This window comes from Janthinobacterium lividum (genome assembly GCF_011601275.1).
Classification (GTDB): domain Bacteria; phylum Pseudomonadota; class Gammaproteobacteria; order Burkholderiales; family Burkholderiaceae_D; genus Janthinobacterium; species Janthinobacterium lividum_E.
Genome location: NZ_JAAOLY010000014.1, coordinates 118,563 through 141,192 on the forward strand (window position 1 = coordinate 118,563; position 22,630 = coordinate 141,192).

General features: G+C 64.7%; 22 protein-coding genes. 3 read left to right on the forward strand and 19 right to left on the reverse strand.

What is annotated here, in order from left to right; genetic code table 11:
• The 5 genes from GYK42_RS20765 to GYK42_RS20785 all read right to left on the reverse strand — a co-directional run bounded on the left by GYK42_RS20765 (position 1) and on the right by GYK42_RS20785 (position 7,062).
• Positions 1 to 2,832, reverse strand: coding sequence for an ATP-binding protein (locus GYK42_RS20765; protein WP_166449020.1), 2,832 nt, complete (start codon positions 2,830 to 2,832; stop codon positions 1 to 3).
• Positions 2,833 to 2,840: 8 nt separating this feature from the next.
• Positions 2,841 to 3,575, reverse strand: coding sequence for a hypothetical protein (locus tag GYK42_RS20770; protein WP_166449021.1), 735 nt, complete (start codon positions 3,573 to 3,575; stop codon positions 2,841 to 2,843).
• Positions 3,568 to 4,938 (reverse strand): hypothetical protein, encoded by a 1,371-nt coding sequence (locus GYK42_RS20775; RefSeq protein WP_166449077.1) that lies wholly within the window; start codon positions 4,936 to 4,938, stop codon positions 3,568 to 3,570. Before GYK42_RS20775 ends, GYK42_RS20770 begins: the two co-directional genes overlap by 8 nt.
• Before the next feature lie 237 nt (positions 4,939 to 5,175).
• Positions 5,176 to 5,937 carry a DUF3108 domain-containing protein gene (locus tag GYK42_RS20780; RefSeq protein ID WP_166449022.1) on the reverse strand — a complete coding sequence of 254 codons (762 nt, stop codon included), beginning with the start codon at positions 5,935 to 5,937 and terminating at the stop codon, positions 5,176 to 5,178.
• Complete coding sequence (locus GYK42_RS20785; protein ID WP_240943685.1) at positions 5,938 to 7,062, reverse strand: DUF3108 domain-containing protein; 1,125 nt, start codon at positions 7,060 to 7,062, stop codon at positions 5,938 to 5,940.
• Between the two features lie 149 nt (positions 7,063 to 7,211).
• Here GYK42_RS20785 and GYK42_RS20790 point away from each other — a divergent pair, with 149 nt between their 5' ends.
• The gene (locus GYK42_RS20790; protein WP_166449023.1) at positions 7,212 to 7,928 is read left to right on the forward strand and encodes a PhaM family polyhydroxyalkanoate granule multifunctional regulatory protein; all 717 of its coding nucleotides are present in this window, start codon (positions 7,212 to 7,214) and stop codon (positions 7,926 to 7,928) included.
• Positions 7,929 to 7,949: 21 nt separating this feature from the next.
• On the opposite strand, the gene GYK42_RS20795 is transcribed toward GYK42_RS20790, so the two are convergent.
• The 11 genes from GYK42_RS20795 to GYK42_RS20845 all read right to left on the reverse strand — a co-directional run bounded on the left by GYK42_RS20795 (position 7,950) and on the right by GYK42_RS20845 (position 19,219).
• Positions 7,950 to 8,246 (reverse strand): hypothetical protein, encoded by a 297-nt coding sequence (locus tag GYK42_RS20795; protein ID WP_346768129.1) that lies wholly within the window; start codon positions 8,244 to 8,246, stop codon positions 7,950 to 7,952.
• Positions 8,230 to 9,960, reverse strand: coding sequence for a tetratricopeptide repeat-containing response regulator (locus GYK42_RS20800; protein ID WP_166449024.1), 1,731 nt, complete (start codon positions 9,958 to 9,960; stop codon positions 8,230 to 8,232). The genes GYK42_RS20795 and GYK42_RS20800 overlap by 17 nt, the downstream gene beginning before the upstream one ends.
• 11 nt (positions 9,961 to 9,971) lie before the next feature.
• Complete coding sequence (locus GYK42_RS20805) at positions 9,972 to 10,691, reverse strand: ATP-binding protein (protein WP_166449025.1); 720 nt, start codon at positions 10,689 to 10,691, stop codon at positions 9,972 to 9,974.
• A gap of 156 nt (positions 10,692 to 10,847) precedes the next feature.
• Entirely contained in the window at positions 10,848 to 12,632 is a 1,785-nt protein-coding gene (locus GYK42_RS20810; RefSeq protein WP_166449026.1) for a family 2A encapsulin nanocompartment cargo protein cysteine desulfurase, read from the reverse strand.
• Entirely contained in the window at positions 12,607 to 13,536 is a 930-nt protein-coding gene (locus GYK42_RS20815; protein ID WP_034784363.1) for a family 2A encapsulin nanocompartment shell protein, read from the reverse strand. The genes GYK42_RS20810 and GYK42_RS20815 overlap by 26 nt, the downstream gene beginning before the upstream one ends.
• A 104-nt stretch (positions 13,537 to 13,640) precedes the next feature.
• Positions 13,641 to 13,865, reverse strand: coding sequence for a helix-turn-helix domain-containing protein (locus GYK42_RS20820; protein ID WP_034784364.1), 225 nt, complete (start codon positions 13,863 to 13,865; stop codon positions 13,641 to 13,643).
• A 7-nt stretch (positions 13,866 to 13,872) separates the two neighbouring features.
• Complete coding sequence (epsC, locus tag GYK42_RS20825; RefSeq protein ID WP_166449027.1) at positions 13,873 to 14,859, reverse strand: serine O-acetyltransferase EpsC; 987 nt, start codon at positions 14,857 to 14,859, stop codon at positions 13,873 to 13,875.
• 19 nt (positions 14,860 to 14,878) lie between these two features.
• Complete coding sequence (locus GYK42_RS20830; protein WP_166449028.1) at positions 14,879 to 15,376, reverse strand: rhodanese-like domain-containing protein; 498 nt, start codon at positions 15,374 to 15,376, stop codon at positions 14,879 to 14,881.
• Between the two features lie 119 nt (positions 15,377 to 15,495).
• Positions 15,496 to 17,127, reverse strand: a complete 1,632-nt coding sequence (gene mnmC / locus GYK42_RS20835; protein ID WP_166449029.1) for an FAD-dependent 5-carboxymethylaminomethyl-2-thiouridine(34) oxidoreductase MnmC — start codon at positions 17,125 to 17,127, stop codon at positions 15,496 to 15,498.
• Positions 17,127 to 17,690, reverse strand: coding sequence for a DNA-3-methyladenine glycosylase I (locus tag GYK42_RS20840; protein ID WP_166449030.1), 564 nt, complete (start codon positions 17,688 to 17,690; stop codon positions 17,127 to 17,129). The genes mnmC and GYK42_RS20840 overlap by 1 nt, the downstream gene beginning before the upstream one ends.
• Positions 17,691 to 17,728: 38 nt before the next feature.
• A complete protein-coding gene (locus tag GYK42_RS20845; protein ID WP_166449031.1) occupies positions 17,729 to 19,219 on the reverse strand; it encodes a PLP-dependent aminotransferase family protein in 1,491 nt (496 codons plus the stop codon).
• Between the two features lie 106 nt (positions 19,220 to 19,325).
• Between GYK42_RS20845 and GYK42_RS20850 the strand changes: the two genes are divergently transcribed.
• Together GYK42_RS20850 and GYK42_RS20855 are read left to right on the forward strand one after the other, a co-directional pair.
• Entirely contained in the window at positions 19,326 to 19,787 is a 462-nt protein-coding gene (locus tag GYK42_RS20850; RefSeq protein WP_046682159.1) for an OsmC family protein, read from the forward strand.
• Positions 19,788 to 20,441, forward strand: a complete 654-nt coding sequence (locus GYK42_RS20855) for an FMN-binding negative transcriptional regulator (protein ID WP_166449032.1) — start codon at positions 19,788 to 19,790, stop codon at positions 20,439 to 20,441.
• On the opposite strand, the gene GYK42_RS20860 is transcribed toward GYK42_RS20855, so the two are convergent.
• The 3 genes from GYK42_RS20860 to GYK42_RS20870 form a co-directional block, all read right to left on the reverse strand.
• Positions 20,425 to 21,378, reverse strand: a complete 954-nt coding sequence (locus tag GYK42_RS20860) for an AEC family transporter (RefSeq protein WP_166449033.1) — start codon at positions 21,376 to 21,378, stop codon at positions 20,425 to 20,427. The genes GYK42_RS20855 and GYK42_RS20860 overlap by 17 nt on opposite strands.
• 98 nt (positions 21,379 to 21,476) lie before the next feature.
• Positions 21,477 to 21,914: a CHRD domain-containing protein gene (locus GYK42_RS20865; protein WP_166449034.1), complete on the reverse strand. Its 438-nt coding sequence runs from the start codon at positions 21,912 to 21,914 to the stop codon at positions 21,477 to 21,479.
• 157 nt (positions 21,915 to 22,071) lie between these two features.
• A complete protein-coding gene (locus GYK42_RS20870; protein ID WP_166449035.1) occupies positions 22,072 to 22,629 on the reverse strand; it encodes a winged helix-turn-helix transcriptional regulator in 558 nt (185 codons plus the stop codon).
• Position 22,630: the final 1 nt, after the last annotated feature.

Consider the following 22,630-nt stretch of genomic DNA (forward strand, 5'->3'; position numbering starts at 1 on the left):
TCACGCCACCTTGCCCGGCACGGGTTCGACCCGGCGCTGCAGCACGAAAATCGGTTGCGCCCATTGGGTATCCTTTTTCTTCTTGCTGGTGATCAAAGTGAGCTCCGACGGATCGTAGACATCCGTGTTGTGCGTCAACGGCGTCGTCATCAGGTATTGCGCTTCCGTGTTTTTCAGAAACTCGCCAACCAGCTGAATGTTGCGGATATCGAGGTGGGCAAACGGTTCGTCGATGAAGACGAAGCCGCCGGAACCGTCTTCCGATTTCAGCAAGCCGATCAGCAGCACCAAGGACTTCATCACTTGCTGGCCGCCCGACGCTTCGCCATCGTTCATGCCGATGACGCCCTTGCCGTCGAACTTGAAGCGCACGTGCAAACCCGCCTGCGACAGCTGCACGTCGTCGTTTTCCAGGCGCACGGGGTCGGCATGCACTTCGATGCCGGCCAGTTCGCCCAGCTCCTTGATGTTCTTGCTGTACGTCTTGATGGTGTAGCGCAAGCGCTCCATGTAGGCGCCGCGGGCATTGCCCGTCGCTTCGATGGCGCGGTTGTTCTGGTAGCGGCGCTCGTCCGTTTCCGACTGGCGGCCGTGCAGTTGGTCCGACAGGCGGTGATGCTGGTCGATGACGGTCGCGTCGAGTTCCCAGTCGTCGCGCGCCAGGCTGTTTTGCAGGCTGGCCACGCGCAGATCGACCTGGTGCGCATTCTGGTGCTCGGCCACGAGCGCGGCGCGGCGCGCGGGACGACGCCAGCTTTTCGGCAGATGGCGCCACGCATGACGCAAGGCCAGCAAGGCGCGCGCATGCTCGGCGCGCTGTTCAATCTGCTTCTTGTAGCCGAGACGCGACCCCGCTTCCGCTTCCGACAAGGCCAGGCGCGCGTTTTGCCACACCGTATCGGCACGCGTGCGCGCCACGGTGGCGTTCTTGGTGAGGTTCTGCAACTCTCCCAGGCGCCCGCCCACTTCCAAGCGCTCTTCCTTGAGCGGCTTGGAATTGCGCAGCGCTTCGGCGAATTCTTCCTGGCGTGCGCTCAGTTCCTTGGCCGCGTCGACGCCGGCGATGCGCGCCTTCAAGGCGCCCACTTCGGCCGCCAGTTTCGAGATCGCCAAAGTCAGCGTGTCTTCCTGTCCTTCCAGTCCCGGCAAGGAGCGCAACAGCGCTTCGAGGCGGCCGCTGCGGCCAGCCTGGCCGAAGCGATAGCGCGACGCTTCCACGAACAGGGAACGGCCGCCGCGGCGTTCGCGGTGATAGGCCTCGGGCGTGATCCACTCTTCGTGGTTGCCCAGCTTGAAGCCTGCTTCGACGGAATCGACGCGCGCAATGCGCGACAATTGCTCGATCAGCCAGCTCGGCACGGGTGCGGAGAATTTCACCACGGCCAGCAAGCTTTCGTCTTTCGCCACTGGCGCCGTGACCAGGTCGGGCACGATGAAATGGCGGTAGCGCTCCTTCTCGGCCAAACGGTAGGCGCTAGACGCATCCTTGGCCTTGTCGAGCAGGACGACGGAGGCGTAACCGCCCAGCACGCCTTCGACGGCGCCCTGCCAGCGGCTGTCCGTCACTTCGACGATGTCCGACAGCATCGCGTGGCTGATCCCCGCGTCGCGCAATGCACGGCGCATGCCGCGCACATTGTCCGGCTCCGGCATGGCCGTCTTGCCTTGCAGCGCTGCAATCGTCGCCTGCTCGCCCGCGATGCGGGCCGACAGAGCGTCGCGCTGCTGGCGCTGGCGCAGCAGTTCCGCTTCCTTCTGTTCCAGCTGGGCCGCCACTTCGGCGATGTCGCTGCCCGAGTCGGCCGCCAGCTTCTGCAAACGGTCCTTCTGTTCCAGCAAGCTGTCCAGCGGTTTCAGCTTGGCATTGATCAGTGACAAGCGGCTCTGCAAACCAATGGATTCCTGCTCCAGCAGAGTCTCGTTCATCTGCGCGTCGGACAGGGCCTTCGCCTGTGCCGCCAGCGCATTGCGTTTATCCGTCAACTGCTGATCGGCCTGCGCCATCGGTTTGCGCGCATCGCGCAATTGCCGGCTGGCGATGGCAGCCTTTTCGCGCGCCTCATGGTACTGCAGGCTGGGCAGCACTTCTTCCAGCAGGTTGCGGCGCTCTTTATGCAAGCCTTCCCACTGGTGGTAATTGGCCACGCGCAGGCGCAAGCCTTCCAGATTGGTTTTCGACGCTTCCAGTTCCGTCTCGAAACGTTTCAGCTCCACTTCCGTGTCGCGCTGGTGGCGTTTGGCTTCGTCGTAGGCGTCCAGCACTTCCTTGTCGCCAAAGACCTGGAACACCAGGTCAAGCAGCTGGCGCGGCGCGTATTCGCACAATTTGTCCGTCTCGCCCTGCTCCAGCGCCAGCACTTTCGACATGGCCGGCGACAGGCCCGCATTGGCCAGGCGCTTGCGGTAGTTTTCCACGCCGAGCCAGTCGTTGGCGTCCGTGATGTCCTCGATCTGCACATTGCCTGGACGCATCAGATACTGGCGCTTCCAGTCGCCGCCATTTTTCTGGATCTGGCAAAACAAGGTCACTTCATCGTCGCTGAAAAAACCCGAGCTGCGGAACGGCCGGTTCGACAGCTGCTTGCCCACGTTCTTGTTGTCGACCACGGCGCGCAGCCAGGCCGTCTGCTGGCCCGAGTGGCGCGCATAGTGTTTATACGTGCGCCCCATCGAGCAATCGAGGCCGAACAGGGTGCGCAAGGCATCGAGCAAGGTGGTCTTGCCGGAACCATTCTGCCCCGCGATGGTGATGATCTTCGCGTCGAGCGGGATATTCTTGATGCGCTGCCAGTAATCCCAGTGCACCAGTTCAAGTGATTTGATATGAAACATGGGCGCTTTCAGTGAGGAAGGTCGGACGCGGGCTCGTCGCCAGCGTCAGGCAGATCGCCGATGTCGGCGGACAAATCAGCGGATAAGTCAGCGTCGAGGTCGACGGCCACCAGGCGCGCCGGCGCCCGCTTGAACACGTCGGCCAGGGCGCCATTGATGATGCGCTCTTTCAACACGTCCGTGTCCATCATCAGGTCCAGCAGCGGACCTTCCAGGATGAAGTCGCCGCGCCGCTCGATAAAGCCCAGCTTGGCCAGGGTGCCCAGATTCATGTCCATGCGCGTCTTCTTGCCCAGCTTATCGCCGAAGTCCGACAGCAGCGCCTTGTAGGAAATACCGATCGACGCGTCTTCCGCGCGCGGCAACGGCCGTTCCGTGCCGAACATATCGTTCTGATCGTCGTCCGCGTGCTGGTGCGTTTCCTGGCGTTCGCGCTTGGGCAGGATGATCTGCGCCCACAGCACCACCAGCAAGGCCACGCCATCGCGGGCCAAGCCAAAATTATTGTTTTGCCACACGTCGCGCGCGCCGAAGATCTTCGGCTCGATGGTGCGCGTCAGGGCCAAAGTCACGTGGTCGGCATATACGTTGTCGAGCAGTTTCAAGCCGCAGGCCAGCAATCGCGCATCGATCTCGGCGCGGAACAGTTCGTCGGACAGCACGCGCTTGACGAGCTTGTCGTCGCGGCGCAGGGTTTGATGCGTGAGCAGGCGCGCAATCAGGATTTGGGAATCGTCATTCATCAAAGGTGGCGCCATCTAAATCAAGTGAAACATTCAGTGAAAGCGAGGCGATCGACATGGCCGCCACGTGGGGGTCGGTCAGTTGGACCATCTCGTCGGTCGGTGTAAAGGTAATCGGCAAGCGGGCCAATTCGGCCGTCGAGCCTTGCAAGCTCGCCTCGGACACGTCGCCCAGCAGCGGCAGCATCGAGGCGCGGTACGAGGCCACGGCAAAGCTGGCCGGCAGCAGCGAATCCTGCACGGGCACCGATTTCGGCCCCTCTTCGCCGATGCTGGGGAAATTGCCCAGGCTGGCGAAGTTCGACAGGCGGTCCAGGAGGTCATCGAGTTCGAGTTGCATGGCGGGACCGTCGCTGATGGTGGTGGGCGCGTCTTCCCCGCTGGGCAGGCCCGTGTTGGTGACGCCTGCCGCCCGTTCGGACAGCAGTTCCGTTTCGGCCACGTCGATCATCTCGGCCGGCGTGGAGAACAGGGGCACGACGGGCTGGTCGATGGCGCCTTCGGCCAGGCTGGCCAGATCTTCATGCAGCAAGAGCCAGCGTTTGATGTCCGTGGTAGACAGGCCCGACTGGCCCAGGTGCACGCGCTGGCGCTCGATCTGGTTCAGGGCGCGTGAAAACATGCCTTGCATGTTGAGCAATTTACTTTGCGCGCGGCCAATCGCCTGCGCCGCCTTGTGCGTGGCGCTGTCGGCGTTTTCATCGGACGTGATGGCCACGAGGATTTCGGAGCCCTTCTCCACCCAGTCGCAGGCCATGTTCCACTTCGCTTGCGCCGTGCGCAGCCGGAATTCCGAACCGGAAGCAATCGCGTCGGAGAATTCCTCCGTCAAGTCCACCAGGCGGCCCAGCAAATGCTGGAGTTGTTCAACCGACACGCCGCCGACGGCTTGCGCACCGGCCACCTGCGACAGCAAGAATCCCATTTCCGCTTCGTCTTCCGTCTGGCCCAGGCCCAGCAAGCTGTCGATGGCGGACAGCACGTTGCGCGCCATGGGCGTGACGCGATACACACCCTGCTGCGCATCCCAGGCCAGCAACTGGTTCGAGCGCAGGCGCAGCAAGACCGTTTCCAGGCTTTCCGGCAACAGATACGCCAGTTTCGTATTGATATCGGCGCGCGTATAGGCGGACGTGGCCGCATCGGCCGCAAGTTCGCGCAACACGAGCAAACGCACCAGCACGCCATCGAAACCGCCGTGGAACAAAGCCGTAAACACTTGCAGCAAGGGCTGCGCCCGCTTCAAGTGAAAAACTTGCTCGATTTCATCGGCCGAAATATTGGGCTGGAAATGCGCCTGCAAGGAATCGTGATGCTCTTGCTCTGTCTGATTTGCATCCGTAGCCACGGCTGCACTTGCCATTATATCAATCATTCTTTTCCGGATGAGTGTTCAGCGGGCGGCGCAGCGGGCTAGCGCAGCGCTGCGGGGCGGGGGCGTCAGTATATCAGTTCTGACATGCAATTTAGCGCGTGGGAGGACAGCCAGCGGGCAGTCAGGTCGCCGAGTGTTGTATTGAGGGAAACCCAACGGCGAAGGCCCGGGGTCGGCTCCTCAGGGTCCGACCCCGGTTTCTGCATCGGGGTTATTAGCAAGCACTTACTTCTGGATAATCTTTTGCAAGGTTTGCTCCACGTAATCACCGTCTTCATCGGCGAACGTCACCTTCACGGGATACCATTCCAGCGACGGCGCCAGCCACAGGTCCACTTGCTGGCCCTTCTTGTCCGGCGGCGGCGCCTTGATCAGATGCACGGCTTCGACCAGACCCTGGCCGGTGGCGACGGTTTCCTGCTTGACGACCTTGAAGGTCCACGGCTCGGCGTCGTGGCGGCCGGCAACGAAGAAGCTCCATTCCGAGCCGGGCGTGAATTTCTCGGGCGTGGCGCGCGCTATGCTGACCAGTTGCCAGACGGTGCTGTTGCGGTCCTGCTCGCCGCCTTTCAGCGGATAGCTGTCGTCGCCTTCGCTAAAGACGATGGTCTTGCTGTCGCGCTTGAAGGTAGTCGTAGCCGCTTCCTTGCGGAAACGTTTTTCCACGAACTGGGCCGGCGCCAGGCCGTAATCGTCGACCGTGCCTTCGCTGCGCTGCTCGAGGATCTTGCCGAACAGGGCGGCCTTGGTTTCTGCCAGCAGCGAGTACTTGCCATCGCCGGCGCGCCAGTTGCTGACCGATTCGCCGGACAGCGCAATGCCGCGCTGCCTGGCCTTGATCGAATAGACGAGGTCGGCCGACGGCGCCAGCTTGTACGGGCGCTTGATGACGGGATGCTCCACGGGCGCGTCGGCCATGGCGGGAGTCAGGGTGGCGGCCAGCAGGCTGGCGAGCAGAGCGCGTTTCAAAGTTATCAAAGTAGTCATCTATTTTCCTGTAGCGTCATTGACGCGAATTTGGGTCACGGTTTGCGTGGTCAGCGCCCCGTTCGCTTCGGTATTGCGTATTTGGACCGGATACCATTGCATGGACGGCGCCAGCCAGATATCGAGCTGCGACGAATACGTGCCGGGCTTCGGCGGCCGGCGCAAATGCCACGTCACCAGGCGGCCCATCCTGGTCTCCAGTTCTTCCTCGCCCACCAGCTGGAAACGGAACACGGTCGCTTCCTTTTCTTCGCCGACGAGGATGTCGATATTGCCGACCAGCTGGTTGACGTCGGCGCGGCCGATGGCGGCCAGCTGGAACGGCACCGTGGCCTTGTCTTGCGCCCCCTCCTGCCATGGCGCCGTGGCCGTCGTGGCCGAAAACGTGATGGCCTTGGCGTCGCGGTTGAAATGCGTGGCCGTTTGCGCGCGGCCCTTGCGCTTTTCCGTCGCCGAGACGGGCACGATGCCGCTGCCATCGATCAGGCCTTCGCTCGTCAGCACCAGCAGGTTGATGCGCGTGATCAGCATGCTCAAGCCCACTTCCAGCTTCAGCTGATACGTGTCGCCCCGATTGTCCCACGCCATGGCGGCCACGCCCTGCCACTTGGTGCCGTCCGCGTCGCGCCGATCCACGTGCAGGTCGAACTGGGCCGAGGCAGGCGCATTCGTCTTGTAGCGCCGCGCCTGTTCGACGGGCGGTGGCGGCACGCTGGCCGGCACGGGCGCGGCCGCCACGGCTGGCGCGGGCGCCGTGATGGCTGGCGCGCTGGCTGCCGGCGCCGCCGGCGCCGCCGGCGTGACCGGCCCTTCCGGCGCGTCGCTGGCCGGCGCCGTGAATTGGGCCGTGTCGCTCGACGGCAGTTCCGTCGGCGGCGGCGGTGGCGGCAAGCGGGGCTCGGGCAAGGGCCGCAGCTTGGGCGGAGGAGGCGGCGCCACCGGCACGGGTGTGGGCGGCTCGGCGATCAAGGCCATGCTGACCACCTGCGCATGATCCTGCCCCAGCGGCACCATGCTGGCACGCGAGGTGAGCCATTCCAGCGCCACGTAATGCAGTGCGCCGATGACCGCGACAAAAATGACGGTGCGGCGGCGCGGTGGCGAAAAGAAGGAGTCAGGCATCATAGGCCGTAGTGTACCGCCTTCCCCCCACTTCCTGCTTCTTGCCCGTGCTCAACTCCTGCTGTTTTATGTAAGAAAATGTTGGCGGCTTTGCGTCAGTTGCAAGCTGATATCTGCTACGCTAGGCACATCCACCTACCAGGAGATTTCGCATGGCAAACCCGCAAATGCCCCAAATGCCGGGCGCAGCAGTTGTGACCGACACCCTCGACTTCGTCAAGAACCTGTGGGGCAGCATGAGCGTGCCCGGCATGGGCGTGCCTGGCATCACGGCGCCCACCATGTCGGTGGAAGAGCTGGACAAGAAAATCAATGACTTGAAAGCCGTCGAAGCCTGGCTGAACCTCAATACCAGCATGCTGCGCGGCAGTATCCAGGCACTGGAAGTGCAGCGCGGCACCATCGCCACCCTGAAATCGATGGGCGCCTCCCTGGCGGCGGCCATTACCCAGCCCGGCGCCAGCGAGAAATCCGTGTTTGAATCGGTGCCCTACGCTTCCGCGTTTTTCCAGCAAGCGGCACCTGCGGCGCCAGCGCCTGAACCGAAACCGGCGCCTGCGCCCGCAGCGGAACCGGCTGCGGCGGCGCCCAGCGACGCCGGCAGCCAGGCCGCAGCCCAGCTGGCCAATCCAAGTGCCTGGTGGAATTTGTTACAAGATCAGTTCAAGCAGGCCGTGTCGACGGCCATGTCGCCCGACGCCGCCAGTGCGGCAGCGGCCAGCTTTGGCAGCGTAAGCAAAGCCAAGCCGGCAGCGGGCAAATCCGCCAAGCCGGCAGAAACTGGCACGGCAGCCAAGGCCAAGGCCCCGCTGCGCAAGGCGCCCGCGAAACGCGCGGCGCCAAAAACGAAAGCACCAGGCAAGGCCTAGCCCTTCAAGCCGGCAATATGATCAGGCGATACGATGAATGCGGATCGCCTCGATCATGTTGTCGGCCTGGCGTTTAACGTCACCGATCGTGATCAGGCCTTCGTCGGCCAGCGCCTTGGCGTGCTCGTACGAAGACTGGAATGTTTCCAGCGTGTCTCCCTTGGCGGCGACCGGGCGTACCCAGGCAATGGCGCCGACTTTCATTTTTTTGTACACTTCATTGACCACATCACGCATAGTTTCTTCCTTATTGTTGTAGAGCAACTCAAGCACGGGCGAACCCACGCTGGCCCCTAGTTTATCATCCGGCACGCTCACGCACGGATTTTCCCCCTTTTTCCGGCGCCGGCGGCGCTTTTTCCGCTACCACGACGGCTTCTTCCGGCCCGGGCGGCGGCGTCAGTTGCACCAGTTGCTCCATCAATTGCGCAAAGCGCTGCTGCCCTGGTGCAATTTTGTCTACATACAACAACACTTCCATGGCTTCGGCCGCCAATTCCGCCTGGTAGCCGCGCTGCTCCAGGAACGACACGATGATTTGCGCGGAATTGAACAGGATGCGCAAGTTGTTCGGCAGCTTTTCGCGCGCCGTGCGCATCCAGGCCACCGCTTCGTTGAGCTTGTCCGTCTTCCACAACAGCACGCCCTTGTTCATCAAATCCGACGCTTCCTTGCGCGAAGCGATGATCAGGCTGGTGCCCTCGTCGCCCATCTTGGCCTTGTCGAAAATCTTTTGCACCTCGTCCTGCACCACCTGGTTGTCGTGGTTGTTCTTCACCACATAGCACAGCAGGCCGGCCGGCGCATCCTTGACGCCGACGGCGAACAGCAGGGTCGCCAGTTCCATGCAAATGCTTTTCTCGGGCCGCGCCGGGTCTTCAAGCAGCATGGCTTCGAGTTCATCGCCGCACTTGCGCGCGCGCCGGTAGTCGCCCGTTTCGTGGTGCACCATGCCTTCCGTGATCTTCGCGCGCAGCCCGATCTGCTCGGGCGAGAATTCGCGCTGCGCCAGCAGCAGCCATTGCAGCGCTTCCTTGGCATCCTTTTTCAGGCCGCACACGCGTGCCAGGCCCAGGTAGGCGTCCGGCGTCTTCATGACGGAAAATTCGCCGATGGAAATACACTTGCGGAAGGCCTTTTCCGCCATGCTGACATTGCCGACCTTCAGGGCCGCCAGGCCCAGGTTGCGCTGGCGCGGCACGGAGTTGGGCGACAGGCGCGCCGCTTTTTCCAGCACGCCGCAGGCCTCTTCGTGCTGCCCCATCAACTGGTAGGCGACGGCCATCTGGTCGTAGGCATCGATGTAATACTTGTTTTCGACGATCACGCCCTGGAAGATCTGCCGCGCCGCCTCGTGCTCGCCGTTGTTCATGCGGATCTTGCCCAAGCCCGCCTTGGCCCAGCTGTAATCACGCTCGGCCAGCACTTTTTCGTACACGGCGCGGGCCTTTTCCGGCTCGCCGCTTTTCAGCAGCAACGACGCCTTCATGCGCAGCAATTCCAGCTCGTGCAGCTTGTTGACTTCGATCTGCGCGTCGCACAGCTTGGCCGCGCGCAGATAATCCTTTTCCATGCAAGCCTGGTCGATTTCGCGAAACACTTGCTTCTTGTGCCACACGCGATTCAAGCGCGTCAGCAGCACGCCTTCCGTGATCGGCTTGATCAGGTAGGCGTCAGGCTGGTGCTCGGCCGCGCCCATCACGGACTCCACGCTTTTCTCGGCCGAGACCATCAGCCACACGCTGGACGGCGCCGTCAGGTTGCGCACGCGCGTCTCTTCCAGCACCTGCTGGCCGTTCTTGCCTTCGCCCAGGTTGTAATCGCACAGCACCACGTCGTAGCGCGTCTTGGCCAGCAGCTTCATGGCTTCGCCGCCGCTGGCCGCCTGGTCGATATGGCGCGCGCCCAGGTTGCGCAACGATTCGCGCAGCAGGATGCGAATGCCGATGAAATCGTCGACCAGCAGATAATGCTTGTCGGCCCAGTCGGTGCTGCCCGCTTCGGCGGCGGTGGCGTGGCTGTCTGTCGTCATGGCATCCTCGTTCAGGGCAGGCGCAGGATGAAACAGCCGCCGCCCAGCGCGCCGCCATTTTCCAGGGCGATGCTGCCGCTGCTGCCCCGGTGCTTGTGCATCTTTGCCACTTCGCTGGAAAAATACAGGCCCAGGCCCGTGCTGTTGGTGGAAAAGTTCACGCCGGCCGCCATGCCGTCCATGGCCGCGCTGCCCGCGTCGAGCAAGGCTTGCGTATAGCCGTCGCCATTGTCTTCCACACGCAGCTCGAGCATGCCGCCGTGCTCCCGCACGGACAGGCGGATCGTGTCTTTCGTGTAGCGGATGGCGTTGTTGATCGCATGCGCGAGCACGCCGATGACCAGGTCTTCATCGAGGGTCCAGATCAGCTCCGGCGCACAAGCCGTCTCCAGCCGGATGCCTTTCGAGGCCAGCAGGATCTTTTCCTGGTCCACCACCTGGTCGACCACCTGGCTCACCAGCTGCGGCTGCACGTCGAACGGGTAGCCGGGCTTGCCCACTTCCTTGTACAGGGCCAGCAGCTGGATCAGGTTATCGTTGAGGCGCTTGGTCTGGTACAGCATCTGCGCCATCTGCAGGTAGGCGGGGTCGGCCTGGGGGACTGTTTTCGCCTGCTCGGCCGCCAGCAGCGACTCCAAAGTGCCGCTGACCACGCTGATCGAGTTTTTCATGTCGTGCACGGTCGACGCCAGGAACAGGAAAAGCTCGGGCGAGCTGTGTTGATCTTCCACCGGATATCTCCTTGGGCCGCAGCTTCAATATTGCCAAGGATAAATTATACCGCCAGCCTGCGGACGCCAGCCAGCCGCGCGCAAAGTCCGTGACATGATGCAACAATGCCGTCCCTGCTTGCGCAGGGGCGGCATCAGCTTGACAAGCAGGCACGATCAGCGGCGCGCGCCCGCCAGGCGCTTGACCACGACGATCATGCGGTCGATTTCCTCGTACGTGTTGTAGAAGGCGAACGATGGCCGCACGGTCGCTTCCACGCCGAAACGGCGCAGGATCGGCTGGGCGCAGTGGTGACCCGAGCGCACGGCGATGCCCTCGTCGTTCAGGGCGCGCCCCACTTCCGCCGGCTCGTAACCGGCCAGCACGAACGAGGCCACGCTGGCCTTTTCAAACGCCGTGCCGATCAGGCGCACGCCGGGAATGGCCTGCAAGTGGTGCGTCGCGTATTCCAGCAACGCATGCTCGTAGGCGGCGATGTTTTCCAGGCCGATGCGCTGCACGTAATCGATGGCCGCACCGAGCCCCACGGCATCGGCGATATTGCCCGTGCCCGCCTCGAAGCGGTTCGGCACGCCCTGGTAGACGGTGCGCTCGAACGTGACGTCGGCGATCATGTTGCCGCCGCCCTGCCATGGCGGCAATTGCTCGAGCAAGTCCGCCTTGCCATACACGGCGCCGATGCCTGTCGGGCCAAATACCTTGTGGCCCGAGAATACATAGAAATCCGCGCCCAGCGCCTGCACGTCCACGCGCAAATGCGACACGGCTTGCGCGCCATCGACCAGCACGCGCACGCCGGCCGCATGCGCCAGCGCGATGATCTGCGCCACGGGCGTCACGGTGCCCAAGGCATTCGACACCTGCGTCACGGACACCAGTTTCGTGCGTCCGTTGAGCAGCTTGCGGAATTCATCGAGCAGGATTTGCCCGCTGTCGTCGACGGGAATCACGCGCAGGGTGGCGCCCTTTTCCGCCGCCAGCTGCTGCCACGGCACGATGTTGGCGTGGTGCTCGAGCTGCGAGACGATGATCTCGTCGCCGCTGCCGATGTATTTGCGGCCAAACGTGTTGGCGACCAGGTTGATGCCTTCCGTGGCGCCCCGTACGAAGATGATTTCATTGGGTGAAGCCGCACCCAGGAAATTGGCCACCTTGGCGCGTGCCGCTTCGTAGGCATCGCTGGCGCGCGCCGCCAATGCGTGCGCCGCGCGGTGGATGTTCGAATTCTCGTGCGCATAGAAATACGACACGCGGTCGATCACCGATTGCGGCTTGTGCGTGGTGGCCGCATTGTCGAACCAGGCCAGCGGCTTGCCGTTGACGCGCTCCGCCAGCACGGGAAAGTCGCGCCGCACGGCATGCACGTCGAACGGCGCCGGCGTTTGCCCTTGCTGACGCGCAGGCAGCTCGGTCTGGAAATAGAAAGCGGGCTGGCCACCGGCCGGCGATACCGGCAGCTGGCGCGCGGGCGAGCGCTGCGGCGTGGCAAACAGCCCCCGCAGATCATCGGGCGCCGCCTGCCCCAGCCCCTGCTGCGCCAGTCCATCGAGCTTGCCGTTCGACGCGGGATAGCCATGCGCGCCGCCGACAAAATAGTAGGGCGACGGCGCACCGAGGGCGGACAAGCGTGGCGTCGGCACGGAAGCCGGCGCCGGCGCAACCGGAGACTCCAGCGGCGCCGTCACGGGCGGCACTTGCGCCGTCGCCACGCCGGGAGCGATGGCGGCAAACGAAGGGCCGGGCTGCGGCGGCGGACGGTTCGCATAGCGGGGCGCCGCATCGAGCACGCTGCCGGAACCGCCAAGGCTGGGAGACTTATCCAAGCCCGGCAGGCGCGCAAAAAACTCGCCCGCCAGGCGGTTCAGGGTCGCTTCATCGGGTAAGAACGGAACGGCAGGCAAGCCCGCCGCGCCATCACTTGTAGGTGTCTGGGTAGTCATGGTATTTACCGATCTCCACGTCTTCCAGTACGGCCAGCGCATCGTCGGTCAGCACGGCCAGCGAGCAATACAGCGAAATCAGGTAGGACGAAATCGCGTGGCGGTTGATGCCCATGAAGCGCACGGACAGGCCCGGGCTTTGCTCGCCCGCCAGGCCAGGCTGGAACAGGCCGATCACGCCCTGGCGCTGCTCGCCGGCACGCAGCAAGATGATCTTGGTCTTGCCGTCTTCGATCGGCAGTTTGTCGGATGGCACCAGCGGCACGCCGCGCCACGTGAGGAACTGCGAACCGAACAGGCTGACCGTCGGTGGCGGCACGCCGCGGCGCGTGCATTCGCGGCCGAAGGCGGCAATGGCCAGCGGATGGGCGAGGAAAAAGCCCGGCTCCTTCCACACTTTCGTCAGCAGTTCGTCAAGGTCGTCCGGCGTGGGCGCGCCCGTCAGGGTGAAGATGCGCTGGTCGTCGTGCACGCTGGCCAGCAGGCCGTAATCGGGATTGTTGATCAATTCGCTTTCCTGGCGCTCCTTGATCGTCTCTATGGTCAGGCGCAGCTGCTCCTTGATCTGGTCGTGCGGGCTGCTGTACAAGTCCGACACGCGCGTGTGCACGTCGAGCACCGTGCTGACGGCATTGAGAAAATATTCGCGCGGCTGGTCGTCGTAGTCGACGAAGGTTTGCGGCAGTTCCGACTCGTCGCGCTGCGAGCAGGCCACGCGCACGTCCTTCGGATTTTTCACGCGATTGAGGCGGTAGATACCCGCTTCCACGGGCAGCCATTGCAGCAGGTGCACGAGCCAGCGCGGCGTGATCGTGGATAACTGGGGGACGCTCTTGCTTGCATTGGCCAGCTGGCGCGCGGCGTTATCGCCCAGCGCGAACTGGTTCTCTGTTGCTTCTGCCATGACTACTCCTGATGAGAAAAGTGAATATGCTTATCTGAAAAACAAATAAAGTATCGGGCGCCCCTCTCTTTTTCTCAACATGCTATCGCCACCAACACGGCCTTTTAATCCACCAGCTCCGGTTCGCAGCGCGCCATCAAACCGGCCAGGCCGATGCCCAGCGCGCCGGCCAGTTTTTCCACCGTCAGCAGCGACGGCGTGGCGGCGCCCCGTTCGATTTCGCCGATGAACGAGCGGTTCAAGTCGGCCGCTTCGGCCAGCCGCTCCTGCGACCAGCCATGCCCTTCGCGCAACTGGCGCACGGCCAGTCCAAACTGTTTGATCAACATGCTGTCCTCATGGGTGGTGGGCAAAGGCGGTGTGGGATGGCGCCAGCGACTCCGGTGCCTCCTGCTGGTTGTGCGCTTGCGTGACATGGCTGCCTGGCGCCACGCTGCGGGTCAGCCAGACATTGCCGCCGATGACGGAGCCCTGGCCGATGGTCACCCGTCCCAGGATCGTCGCGCCCGCATAAATGACCACGTCGTCCTGCACGATGGGGTGGCGCGCCAGACCCTTTTTCAGCACGCCGTCGGCGCCGGCGGGAAAGCGCTTGGCGCCCAGGGTGACGGCTTGATAAATGCGCACGCGCTCGCCGATGATGGCCGTCTCGCCGATCACCACGCCCGTGCCATGGTCGATGAAAAAGCTGCTGCCGATGATGGCGCCCGGATGGATGTCGATGCCCGTCTGCGAATGGGCCACTTCGGCGATGATGCGCGCCACCAGCGGCGCGCCAAGCGCATACAAGGTGTGCGCCAGGCGGTAATGGATGATGGCCAGGATGCCCGGATAGCACAGCAGCACTTCGTCGACGCTGTGCGCGGCCGGGTCGCCATGAAAGGCCGCCGCCACGTCCGTGTCGAGCTGGGCGCGGATGCGCGGCAGCGCGCGGGCGAAGCGCTGCACGATGGCCAGCGCCTGCTGTTCGATGGATACCGTCTGCTGCAAGCCGTGCTGGCGCGCGTGGTAACTGAGTTCGCGCCGCACCTGTTCGTGCAGCCCAGTAAGCGTCGTGTCGAGCGTGTGGCCGACAAAGAAATCCTCGCTCTCCTGCTGCAGGTCGAGGGGCCCCAGGCGCATGGGGAACAGGGCCGCGCACAGGGCGCCGACGATATCGCGCAAATGCTGGCGCGACGGGAATTCGCGCGCGCCGCACTCCTGGTTGCTGGCCAGCCCTTCGCGCCACTGCGCACGCACGGCGCGCAATTCATCGACGATCTGGCGCAGTTCCCATTGCGGCTGCGCGGCAAGGGAGGCGGGGGGAATGGCTCGCTGGTTCATGATGGTTCCGGGAAGAGGTTTAATCTTGCAGCCAAGGCAGCGCATGCCAGCGCCAGCCGCCGCTGTGGCCACGCTGCTGCTGTTCGTCAAGGTCGCCCTCGAAGCCTTGCGCGATATTGAAGACGTGCGTGAAACCTGCCTTGGCGGCCGCTTCGGCAGCCGCGGCCGAGCGCTTGCCGCTGCGGCACAGCAGCACCACGACGGCATCCTTGCCGCCCACCTTCGCTTCCAGTTCGCGCGTAAAGCGGGGATTGCGGTTCATGGCCGTGCCGGTGGCCCACGCCACGTGCAGCGAGGCCGGCACATAGCCGACGAAAGTGCGCTCTTCATTCGTGCGCACGTCGACCAGCACGGCTTTGCCGGCCTGCACCAGCTGCCATGCATCCTGCGCGCTGACGATGCCCGCATACGGCAAGCCTTGCGCCTGCGCCTGGGTGCGCGCGAGATGGAGTACTTCATCAAACGCCGCCTCGCCGTGCGCGGCGCGGGGATCGAAAATCAGTTCTGCAGCAGCCATCTTTCCACCTCTTTATTCCGTCGTCAAAAACCAGCACGAGTCCACTGTAGCGAACTTATGTTGTTCGGAAAACAAATTAAAAAGAGTTTGGAAAGCTGAAAAACGTATATGGGGAAGATTTATGAAGCGCGGCGGCGTTCCCGCAATAAAAACCGAGCAGGGTCCAAAGCAGCGGCCAATTGACTCTCCAGCGGCAACGGCTCCCCCTCCAGCTGGCACGCCAGCAGCTCGGCCGCCAGCGGCGCCCAGATCAGGCCGCGCGAAGCGTAACCGAGCAAGCCAAACAGGCCAGGCCAGCGCGGTACGTCGCGCAGGCGCTCGCAGCGGCCCGGTATGCCCGGGTCGGGCAAGGCCCCCGCCAGCGGCAGGCGGTCCGGTGCCATGCAGCGAAAGCCCGTGCGGCCCGCCAGCGGCGCGTCGAACGGAGCCACACCAAGGATGTCGGCGATCTTCCCGATATTGTCTTCCTGGCTCGATGGGCGCAAGCTGGCGTCAGCGTCCGCATCGTAGCTGGCGCCCACACACACGACGCCCTCGTGCGCCGGCGTCATGTAGGCTTCGCGGCAGACGACGAACGGCAACAATGGCAAGCTGCCTTCGGCCAGGTGCGTGACCTGGCCGCGCACGGCGTCCAGCGGCAAGCCGGCCGCCTGTTCGAAATCCACGGCCCCCGTGCCCGCCGCCAGGATGACGGTGGGAGCCGCCGCGATCAGGACGCCGTCCGCATCGCGCACCAGCCATTCCCGGTCGCCACGTTCCAGTCGCAGGGCGCTGCTGGAAAAACGCCGCGTAAGCAAGGCGCCGCAGGCGTCCAGCATGGCCGCGCAGACGGAAGACGGGCGCGCCCAGCCGCCCTGCTCGAACCACCAGGCGCCATCGGGCGCCGGCGCGCCCAGCATGGCGGTCGCTTCGGGCGCTTCCAGCCAGCGGGCGAATTCGCGCGGATACAGGCCGCTGGCGGCAATCTGCCGCTGCACGTGCGCATGCGCGCCGTCGCGCGCCAGGTGCAGCACGCCGCTTTGCACACCCTCGATGGCGGCGCCGATGCCGCCCAGGTCTTTCCAGCGGCTCAGCGAGTACAGATAGGCGGCACGCACGAGGCGTGTGGCGATATTGTCGTCCTTCGACATCAGCGGCATGAAGATGCCAGCCAGGTTGCCCGACGCTTCGCTGGCCGGCTGCGCGTGGCGTTCGATCAAGGTCACCTTCCAGCCGCGCGCGGCCAGCCGTTCGCAGGCGGCCGCGCCGGCCACGCCCGCGCCGATGACGATGGCGCGGCGCTCGGGCGCGGTGACGGCCGCATACTCTGCGCGCCGCGCATAAAACATGGCGCGCAAACGGCTCTCGTCGAAAACAAAACCATGCTTTTGCAGCGCCGCGCGCTGCGCCTCGTCCAGGTGTATGGCTTGCAGGCGGGCGCCGTCGACCATCAGGCGCGCGAGCACCGATGTGGCTGCCGGCACCCAGGCCAGGTGCACTTCATCGACTTGCGCCGACAATTGCGCCAGGCAGGCATCGGCCTCGCCGATCAGCACATCGAGCGTAACGAGGCCATCGTGCGAAACCATGCGGTGCAGGCCAGGCACGCAAGGCGGCCACTGTGCGCGCCACTGCTCGGGCAAGTGGCGCGCATCGACGGGACGCGGCGCCAGCGCGATGTAGTGCAGACGGCGGCCGCCATGCGCCGCACAGGCGGCGCGCAAGCGGGCGCCGTCAAAATCCGTGTCGAGCAGGACGAGTACGCGGCGCATCAGCGCCCCGCGCGGCAAAAGCAGGTGGGCGCATGGTCGTTGACCATACCGATGCCCTGCATGTAGGCGTAGATGATGGTCGAGCCGACGAACTTGAAACCCAGCTTGAGCAAGTCTTTCGACAGTTTGTCGGACAAGGCCGTCTTGGCGGGGAACTCGCCCGGCTGCCAGCTGTTGACGATGGGCTGGCCATCGACATACGCCCACAAAAAGCTGTCGAGGGTCTGCCCTTGCGCGCGCAGGCGCAAATAGGCTTGCGCATTCGTGATGGCGGCCGCCACCTTCAGGCGGTTGCGCACGATGCCGGGGTCCGCCAGCAGTTGCGCCACCTTGTGCGGGCCATACGCGGCGATCTTTTCCGCGTCCCATCCGTCGAAGGCGGCGCGGTAGGTGTCGCGCTTGTTGAGGATGGTTTCCCAGCTCAGGCCAGCCTGCGCGCCTTCCAGGTTCAGCATCTCGAACAGCCGGCGCTCGTCGTGGCAAGGTACGCCCCACTCCGTATCGTGATAGTCGAGATAGCGGGGATTGGCCGGATTGGCCCAGGCGCAGCGGGTAATATTCATGGTCGTGTTCTTCGTGTGCAGGCAAATGCCAGTATAGTTTATCGGCCGCGCAGGATGCGTCCCAATTCCTGCAGGCCGTGCGCCATCTCGTCCGGGGGAATGGCCGCAAAGCCCAGCAGCAGCCCCGGCGGCGTGGCGCACTCGGACCCGGCCGCCGGATCGGCATAGTGGCCCAGCGGACGCAGTTCGATACCGCGCGACAGCCCCGCGCGCGACACCGTTTCTTCTTCGTGGCCGGCGCGAAAATACGCACACAGTTCCAGGCCGCTGTCGGCCGGGCCGCACGCAAGCTGGTCGCCCAGTTCGCGCGCGATGCCGCGCACCAGCAGGTCGCGCCGCTCGGCATTGCTGTCGCGCGTGCGGCGGATATGGCGGCCAAAGTGTCCCTCGGCGATGAAGTCGGCCAGCGCCATCTGCGGCACGATGGCCGTGTGCCGGTCCATCACGGACTTGGCTTGCACCAGCGCCTCGGCCAGCGCGGGCGGCGCCACCATGTAGCCCAGGCGCAGCCCGGGAAACAGCACCTTCGAGAGGGTGCCCACGTAGACCACGCAGCCGGCCCGGTCCAGGCTTTGCAGCGAGGCCAGCGGCGCGCCCGCGTAGCGGTACTCGCTGTCGTAATCGTCTTCCACCAGCCACGCTTTATTGTGCGCGGCCCAGGCCAGCAAGGCCAGGCGGCGGGGCAAGCTCATGCTCACGCCCAGCGGCATCTGGTGCGACGGCGTCACGTACGCCAGCTTCGCCTGCGGGCAATGCGCCACGCCGTACGCCACGTCCAGCCCCTGCGCATCGACGGGAACGGGAAACACGCGCGCGCCGGCCGCGCGCAGCGGGCCGCTGGCGCCCCGGTAGCCGGGCGACTCCATCCAGACCGGGTCGCCCGGCGCCAGCAAGATGGTCGACAGCAGGAACAGTGCCTGCTGCGAACCGGAGGTGATGACGATCTGCTGCGGCGTGCACTGCACCCCGCGCGACGCTTTCAGATACACGCACAGCAGCTCGCGCAGCGGCAGGTAGCCGGCCGGGTCGCTGTAGCCGAAATGGTGGTCGGGACGGCGCCAGCGCCGCGCTTCCAGGCGGTTCCACACGTCGAACGGGAAATGGTCGATGCGCGGCATGCCGACACGGAAGGCGCGCAGCGGGCCACGGTGATATGCCACCTGGCGCATGGCCGTCACCACGCCGTGGCCGCGTGCCGACAGGGGCCGCAGCAGGCCGGGCGCGGGGGCGTCCGCCTTGGCGGCCGGCGCGGCCATGGGCACGTCGATGCTGACAAAAGTGCCGCGCCCCACGGCGCCATCGAGATAGCCTTCGGCCGTCAGAAGCGCATACGCATTGAGCACCGTCTGGCGCGACACCGCCAGCAGGCGGCAAAAGTCGCGCGTGGGCGGCAGCTGCATGCCGGGACTCATGCGGCCATCGAGGATGGCCGCCTTGATGGCCGCATACAGCTGGCGAAACAGCGGCTCGCTGGCGCCGCGCCGCAGCGGCAAGGCGGCGATGATCTGGTTCAGGTGGGATGCAGGCATGGTGACATTCTTGAATTGGTAGCCTCAAGATAGCACTTATTGGATATTTTAAATAGCCAAGACTGGCGCTAAGATGGTGCATCCCCTCTACTCTCGCGGAGCACCCATGCATCAGTTTTTCGCCACCGTGGCCTGGCAGCGCGACGGCCAGGATTTTGCCGGCCAGCGCTACAGCCGTGGCCATGAATGGCAGTTCGACGGCGGCCTGACGGTAGCCGCCTCGTCATCGCCGCTGTCCGTGCCGCTGCCCATGTCGGTGGCGGCAAATATCGATCCGGAAGAAGCGCTGGTGGCGGCCACGTCGAGCTGCCACATGCTGTTCTTCCTGTCGCTGGCAGCGCAGCGCGGCTACGTCATCGACGACTACCGCGACGACGCAGTCGGTGACCTGGGCAAGAATGCGGCAGGCCGCCTGGCCATGACGCGCATCGTGCTGCGTCCGCGCATCGCCTTCGCGGGAACGCCGCCCTCGCCCGAGGCCTTGGCGGCCCTGCACCACGACGCGCACGAGCGCTGCTACATCGCCAATTCGCTGACGGCCGACGTGGTCGTGGAAGGAGCCGATTAAATGTACTCGCCCGCCAGCTTTCGCGAAGAACGCCTAGAGGTGCTGCATGGCTTGATCGACGCGCATCCGCTGGGCGCGCTGGTGCGCCACGATGCCGATGGCTTGTGCGCCGACCATCTGCCGTTCGAGATCGCCGCGCCCACGCCCGAGGCCCCGTTCGGCACCCTGCGCGCCCATGTGGCGCGCGCCAACCCGCTGTGGCGCAACGCTGGCGGGAACGATGAAGCACTGGTGATCTTCCATGGGCCGCACGCCTACATCACGCCCGCCTGGTATGCGGAAAAGCAGCGCAGCGGCAAGGAAGTGCCGACCTTCAATTACGCGGTCGTGCATGCCCACGGCCCCCTGCGCGCCATCGACGACGCGGCGTGGCTGCTGGGATTGGTGGAGCGGCTGACGGCGCGCCATGAGGCGGGGCTAGCCGCGCCGTGGCAGGTGAGCGATGCGCCTGCCGGCTATATCGAGAAACTCTTGAAAGCCATCGTCGGCATCGAAATCCCCCTCACGCGCATCACGGGTAAATGGAAGCTGGGCCAGAACCGCAGCATGCAGGACCAGGCCAGCATGGCGCATGGCCTGGCGCTGGACACCCAGCCCGGCGCTGCGCAGGCGCTCGGCGCACTGATCGCCGCCAACGTCACGCCAGCCAGCTGACGGCCGCCGAAAACGTCAGGAACGACAGCGCTGTCGACACCAGAATGATGCGGGCGATACGCGCCGTGTTCGCCCCGAAACGCTCGGATAGCAGCGAAACGTTGCTGGCGCTGGGCAGGCACGCCACCAGCACCATGCAGGTCAGCGCGAACGGATCGAGCGGCGCGCCCAGCGCGATGGCCGTGTGGCCGATACCCCACACCAGCAGCGGATGCAGCAGCAGTTTTTTCAACGCCACGGGTACGTATTCCCCCAGCGGCGCCGGGTCGGCCGTGCTCATTTGCGAACGGGCCAGCACGGCGCCGATGGTAAACAGGGCAACGGGCGAGGCGGCATCGGCCAGCAGGCCCACCGTCTGCATCAACGGCTTGGGCAAGGCCAGTTCCAGCCACGACGACATGGCGCCCAGCACGATCGCCCACGGCATCGGATTGCCCAGCATGCCCTTCATGGCGTTGGCGACGGCGGCGCGGCTGCCGTGCGCGCCGCCGCTGCCGATGCGCGACAGGGCGATGCACAAGGAACTTGTAATGAGCATGTCGACGATGATGGTGACGATGACGGGGCCCGAGGAACGGGGTCCCAGCAAGGTCAGTAGCAGCGGCACGCCCATGAAACCCGTATTCGGGAAGGCCGCCACCAGCGCACCGAAAGCGGCGTTGTTCCAGTCGATGCGGTGGCTCAGGGTCATGGCCGTGGTGACGCCCACCATGATCAGGGCGCACAGCAGGTACACGCCGAACACGCTGGCGTCGAGCAGCTGCGCGATGGGCGTGGCGGCGCCAAAGCGGTACAACATGCACGGCAGCGCGAAGTACAGGACAAAACTGTTCAAGCCGCCGATGGCGGCCAGCGGCAGCAGCTTGCGCCGCACGGCCAGGTAGCCGCACAGCACCAGGGCGAAGAAGGGAAAGGTGATGGCGAGAATGGTCAGCATGAAACGCCATTGTAGCGCGCTGCTGTGGCTGGCCGCCTGGCGCAAAAAAAGGCCGCTCGCGCGGCCCAAGGAGGTTTCGGGAAAACGCCGCTGGCCGGCTAGGGCTTGAGCTGGGCGCGGATCTCGCCGGCCGGGTAGGCGGCGCTGTGCACGTTCACGTACAGGTTGCCGGCCTGGTAGCTCGCATACTGGGGCGGCGTCAGCATGGCGCCGGCCGGCACGGCAAACATGCCTTCGGCCGTTTTTACGAGCGGCACGATGACGGGGCCGTTGGCGCCCGCCGGCGCTTCATGGATATGCGCGACGGTGGCCACCATGCCCGTATAGCGCACGCCGCCGCTGACGCTGCGGTCGTGGGCGACGCGAATGGTGCTGCTGGCGCTGGCCGTGCTGGTATTGGCCGGCACTTCCTGCGCGCCCGTCAAGGTGACGTCATGGCCGCCCGGGTCATGCGGGCCGTGGGAACAGGCGCCCAGCAGGGCCGCCAGCGCCAGCACGGTGGCGGCGCGGCGAGCATATTGTGGCAATGTAGTCATCGCAGTACTCCTTCAACGGACATCGGGTCACGGATGGCGCCACACCCTGCACAGCCGGGCCTGCGCCGCACTTGAATTGCATAGTGCGACGGTAACGCCATGCCGTGCAGTCCGTCTTGCTTTGCGCCAAACTCGGCGCACCTCCGCCAGCGCGTCTTCAGGCCAGATGCCCTTCCGCCACCCAGCCGCGGTTGGCGGCTGACGCCTTCGGCTTGGGCGCGATGCCGCTGCTTTTTTCCGCATCGAGGATGATGCTGCGCATGCTGTCGCTGGCGGCCGGCCCTGGCGCAAACGCGTAATACTCGTCATTGATGGGCAAGCCCGTCGTCGCGTCGACCAGCACCGGGTCGGCGGCCAGGCCCGTGTCGCGGCTGGCGATGACGAGACTGGCGCCTTCCGGCGCGAAGTTTTCATTGCCCCAGGCGATAAACGCCAGCAAGACGGGCTTGAAGGCGCGCCCGGACTTGGTCAGCACATAATCGTAGCGGGGCGGCTTGGCGCAATACAGGCGGCGCGTCATCAAGCCGCCCTCCACCAGGTCAGCCAGGCGGCGCGTCAGGATGGTGGGCGCGATCTTGAGGCTTTTTTCAAATTCGTCAAAGCGCGTCTTGCCATAAAACGCTTCGCGCAGGATGAGGATGCTCCACCATTCGCCCACCTTGCCCAAGCTGCGGGCAATCGGGCAAGGCAGATTATTAAAATTGGTATGTTTCATG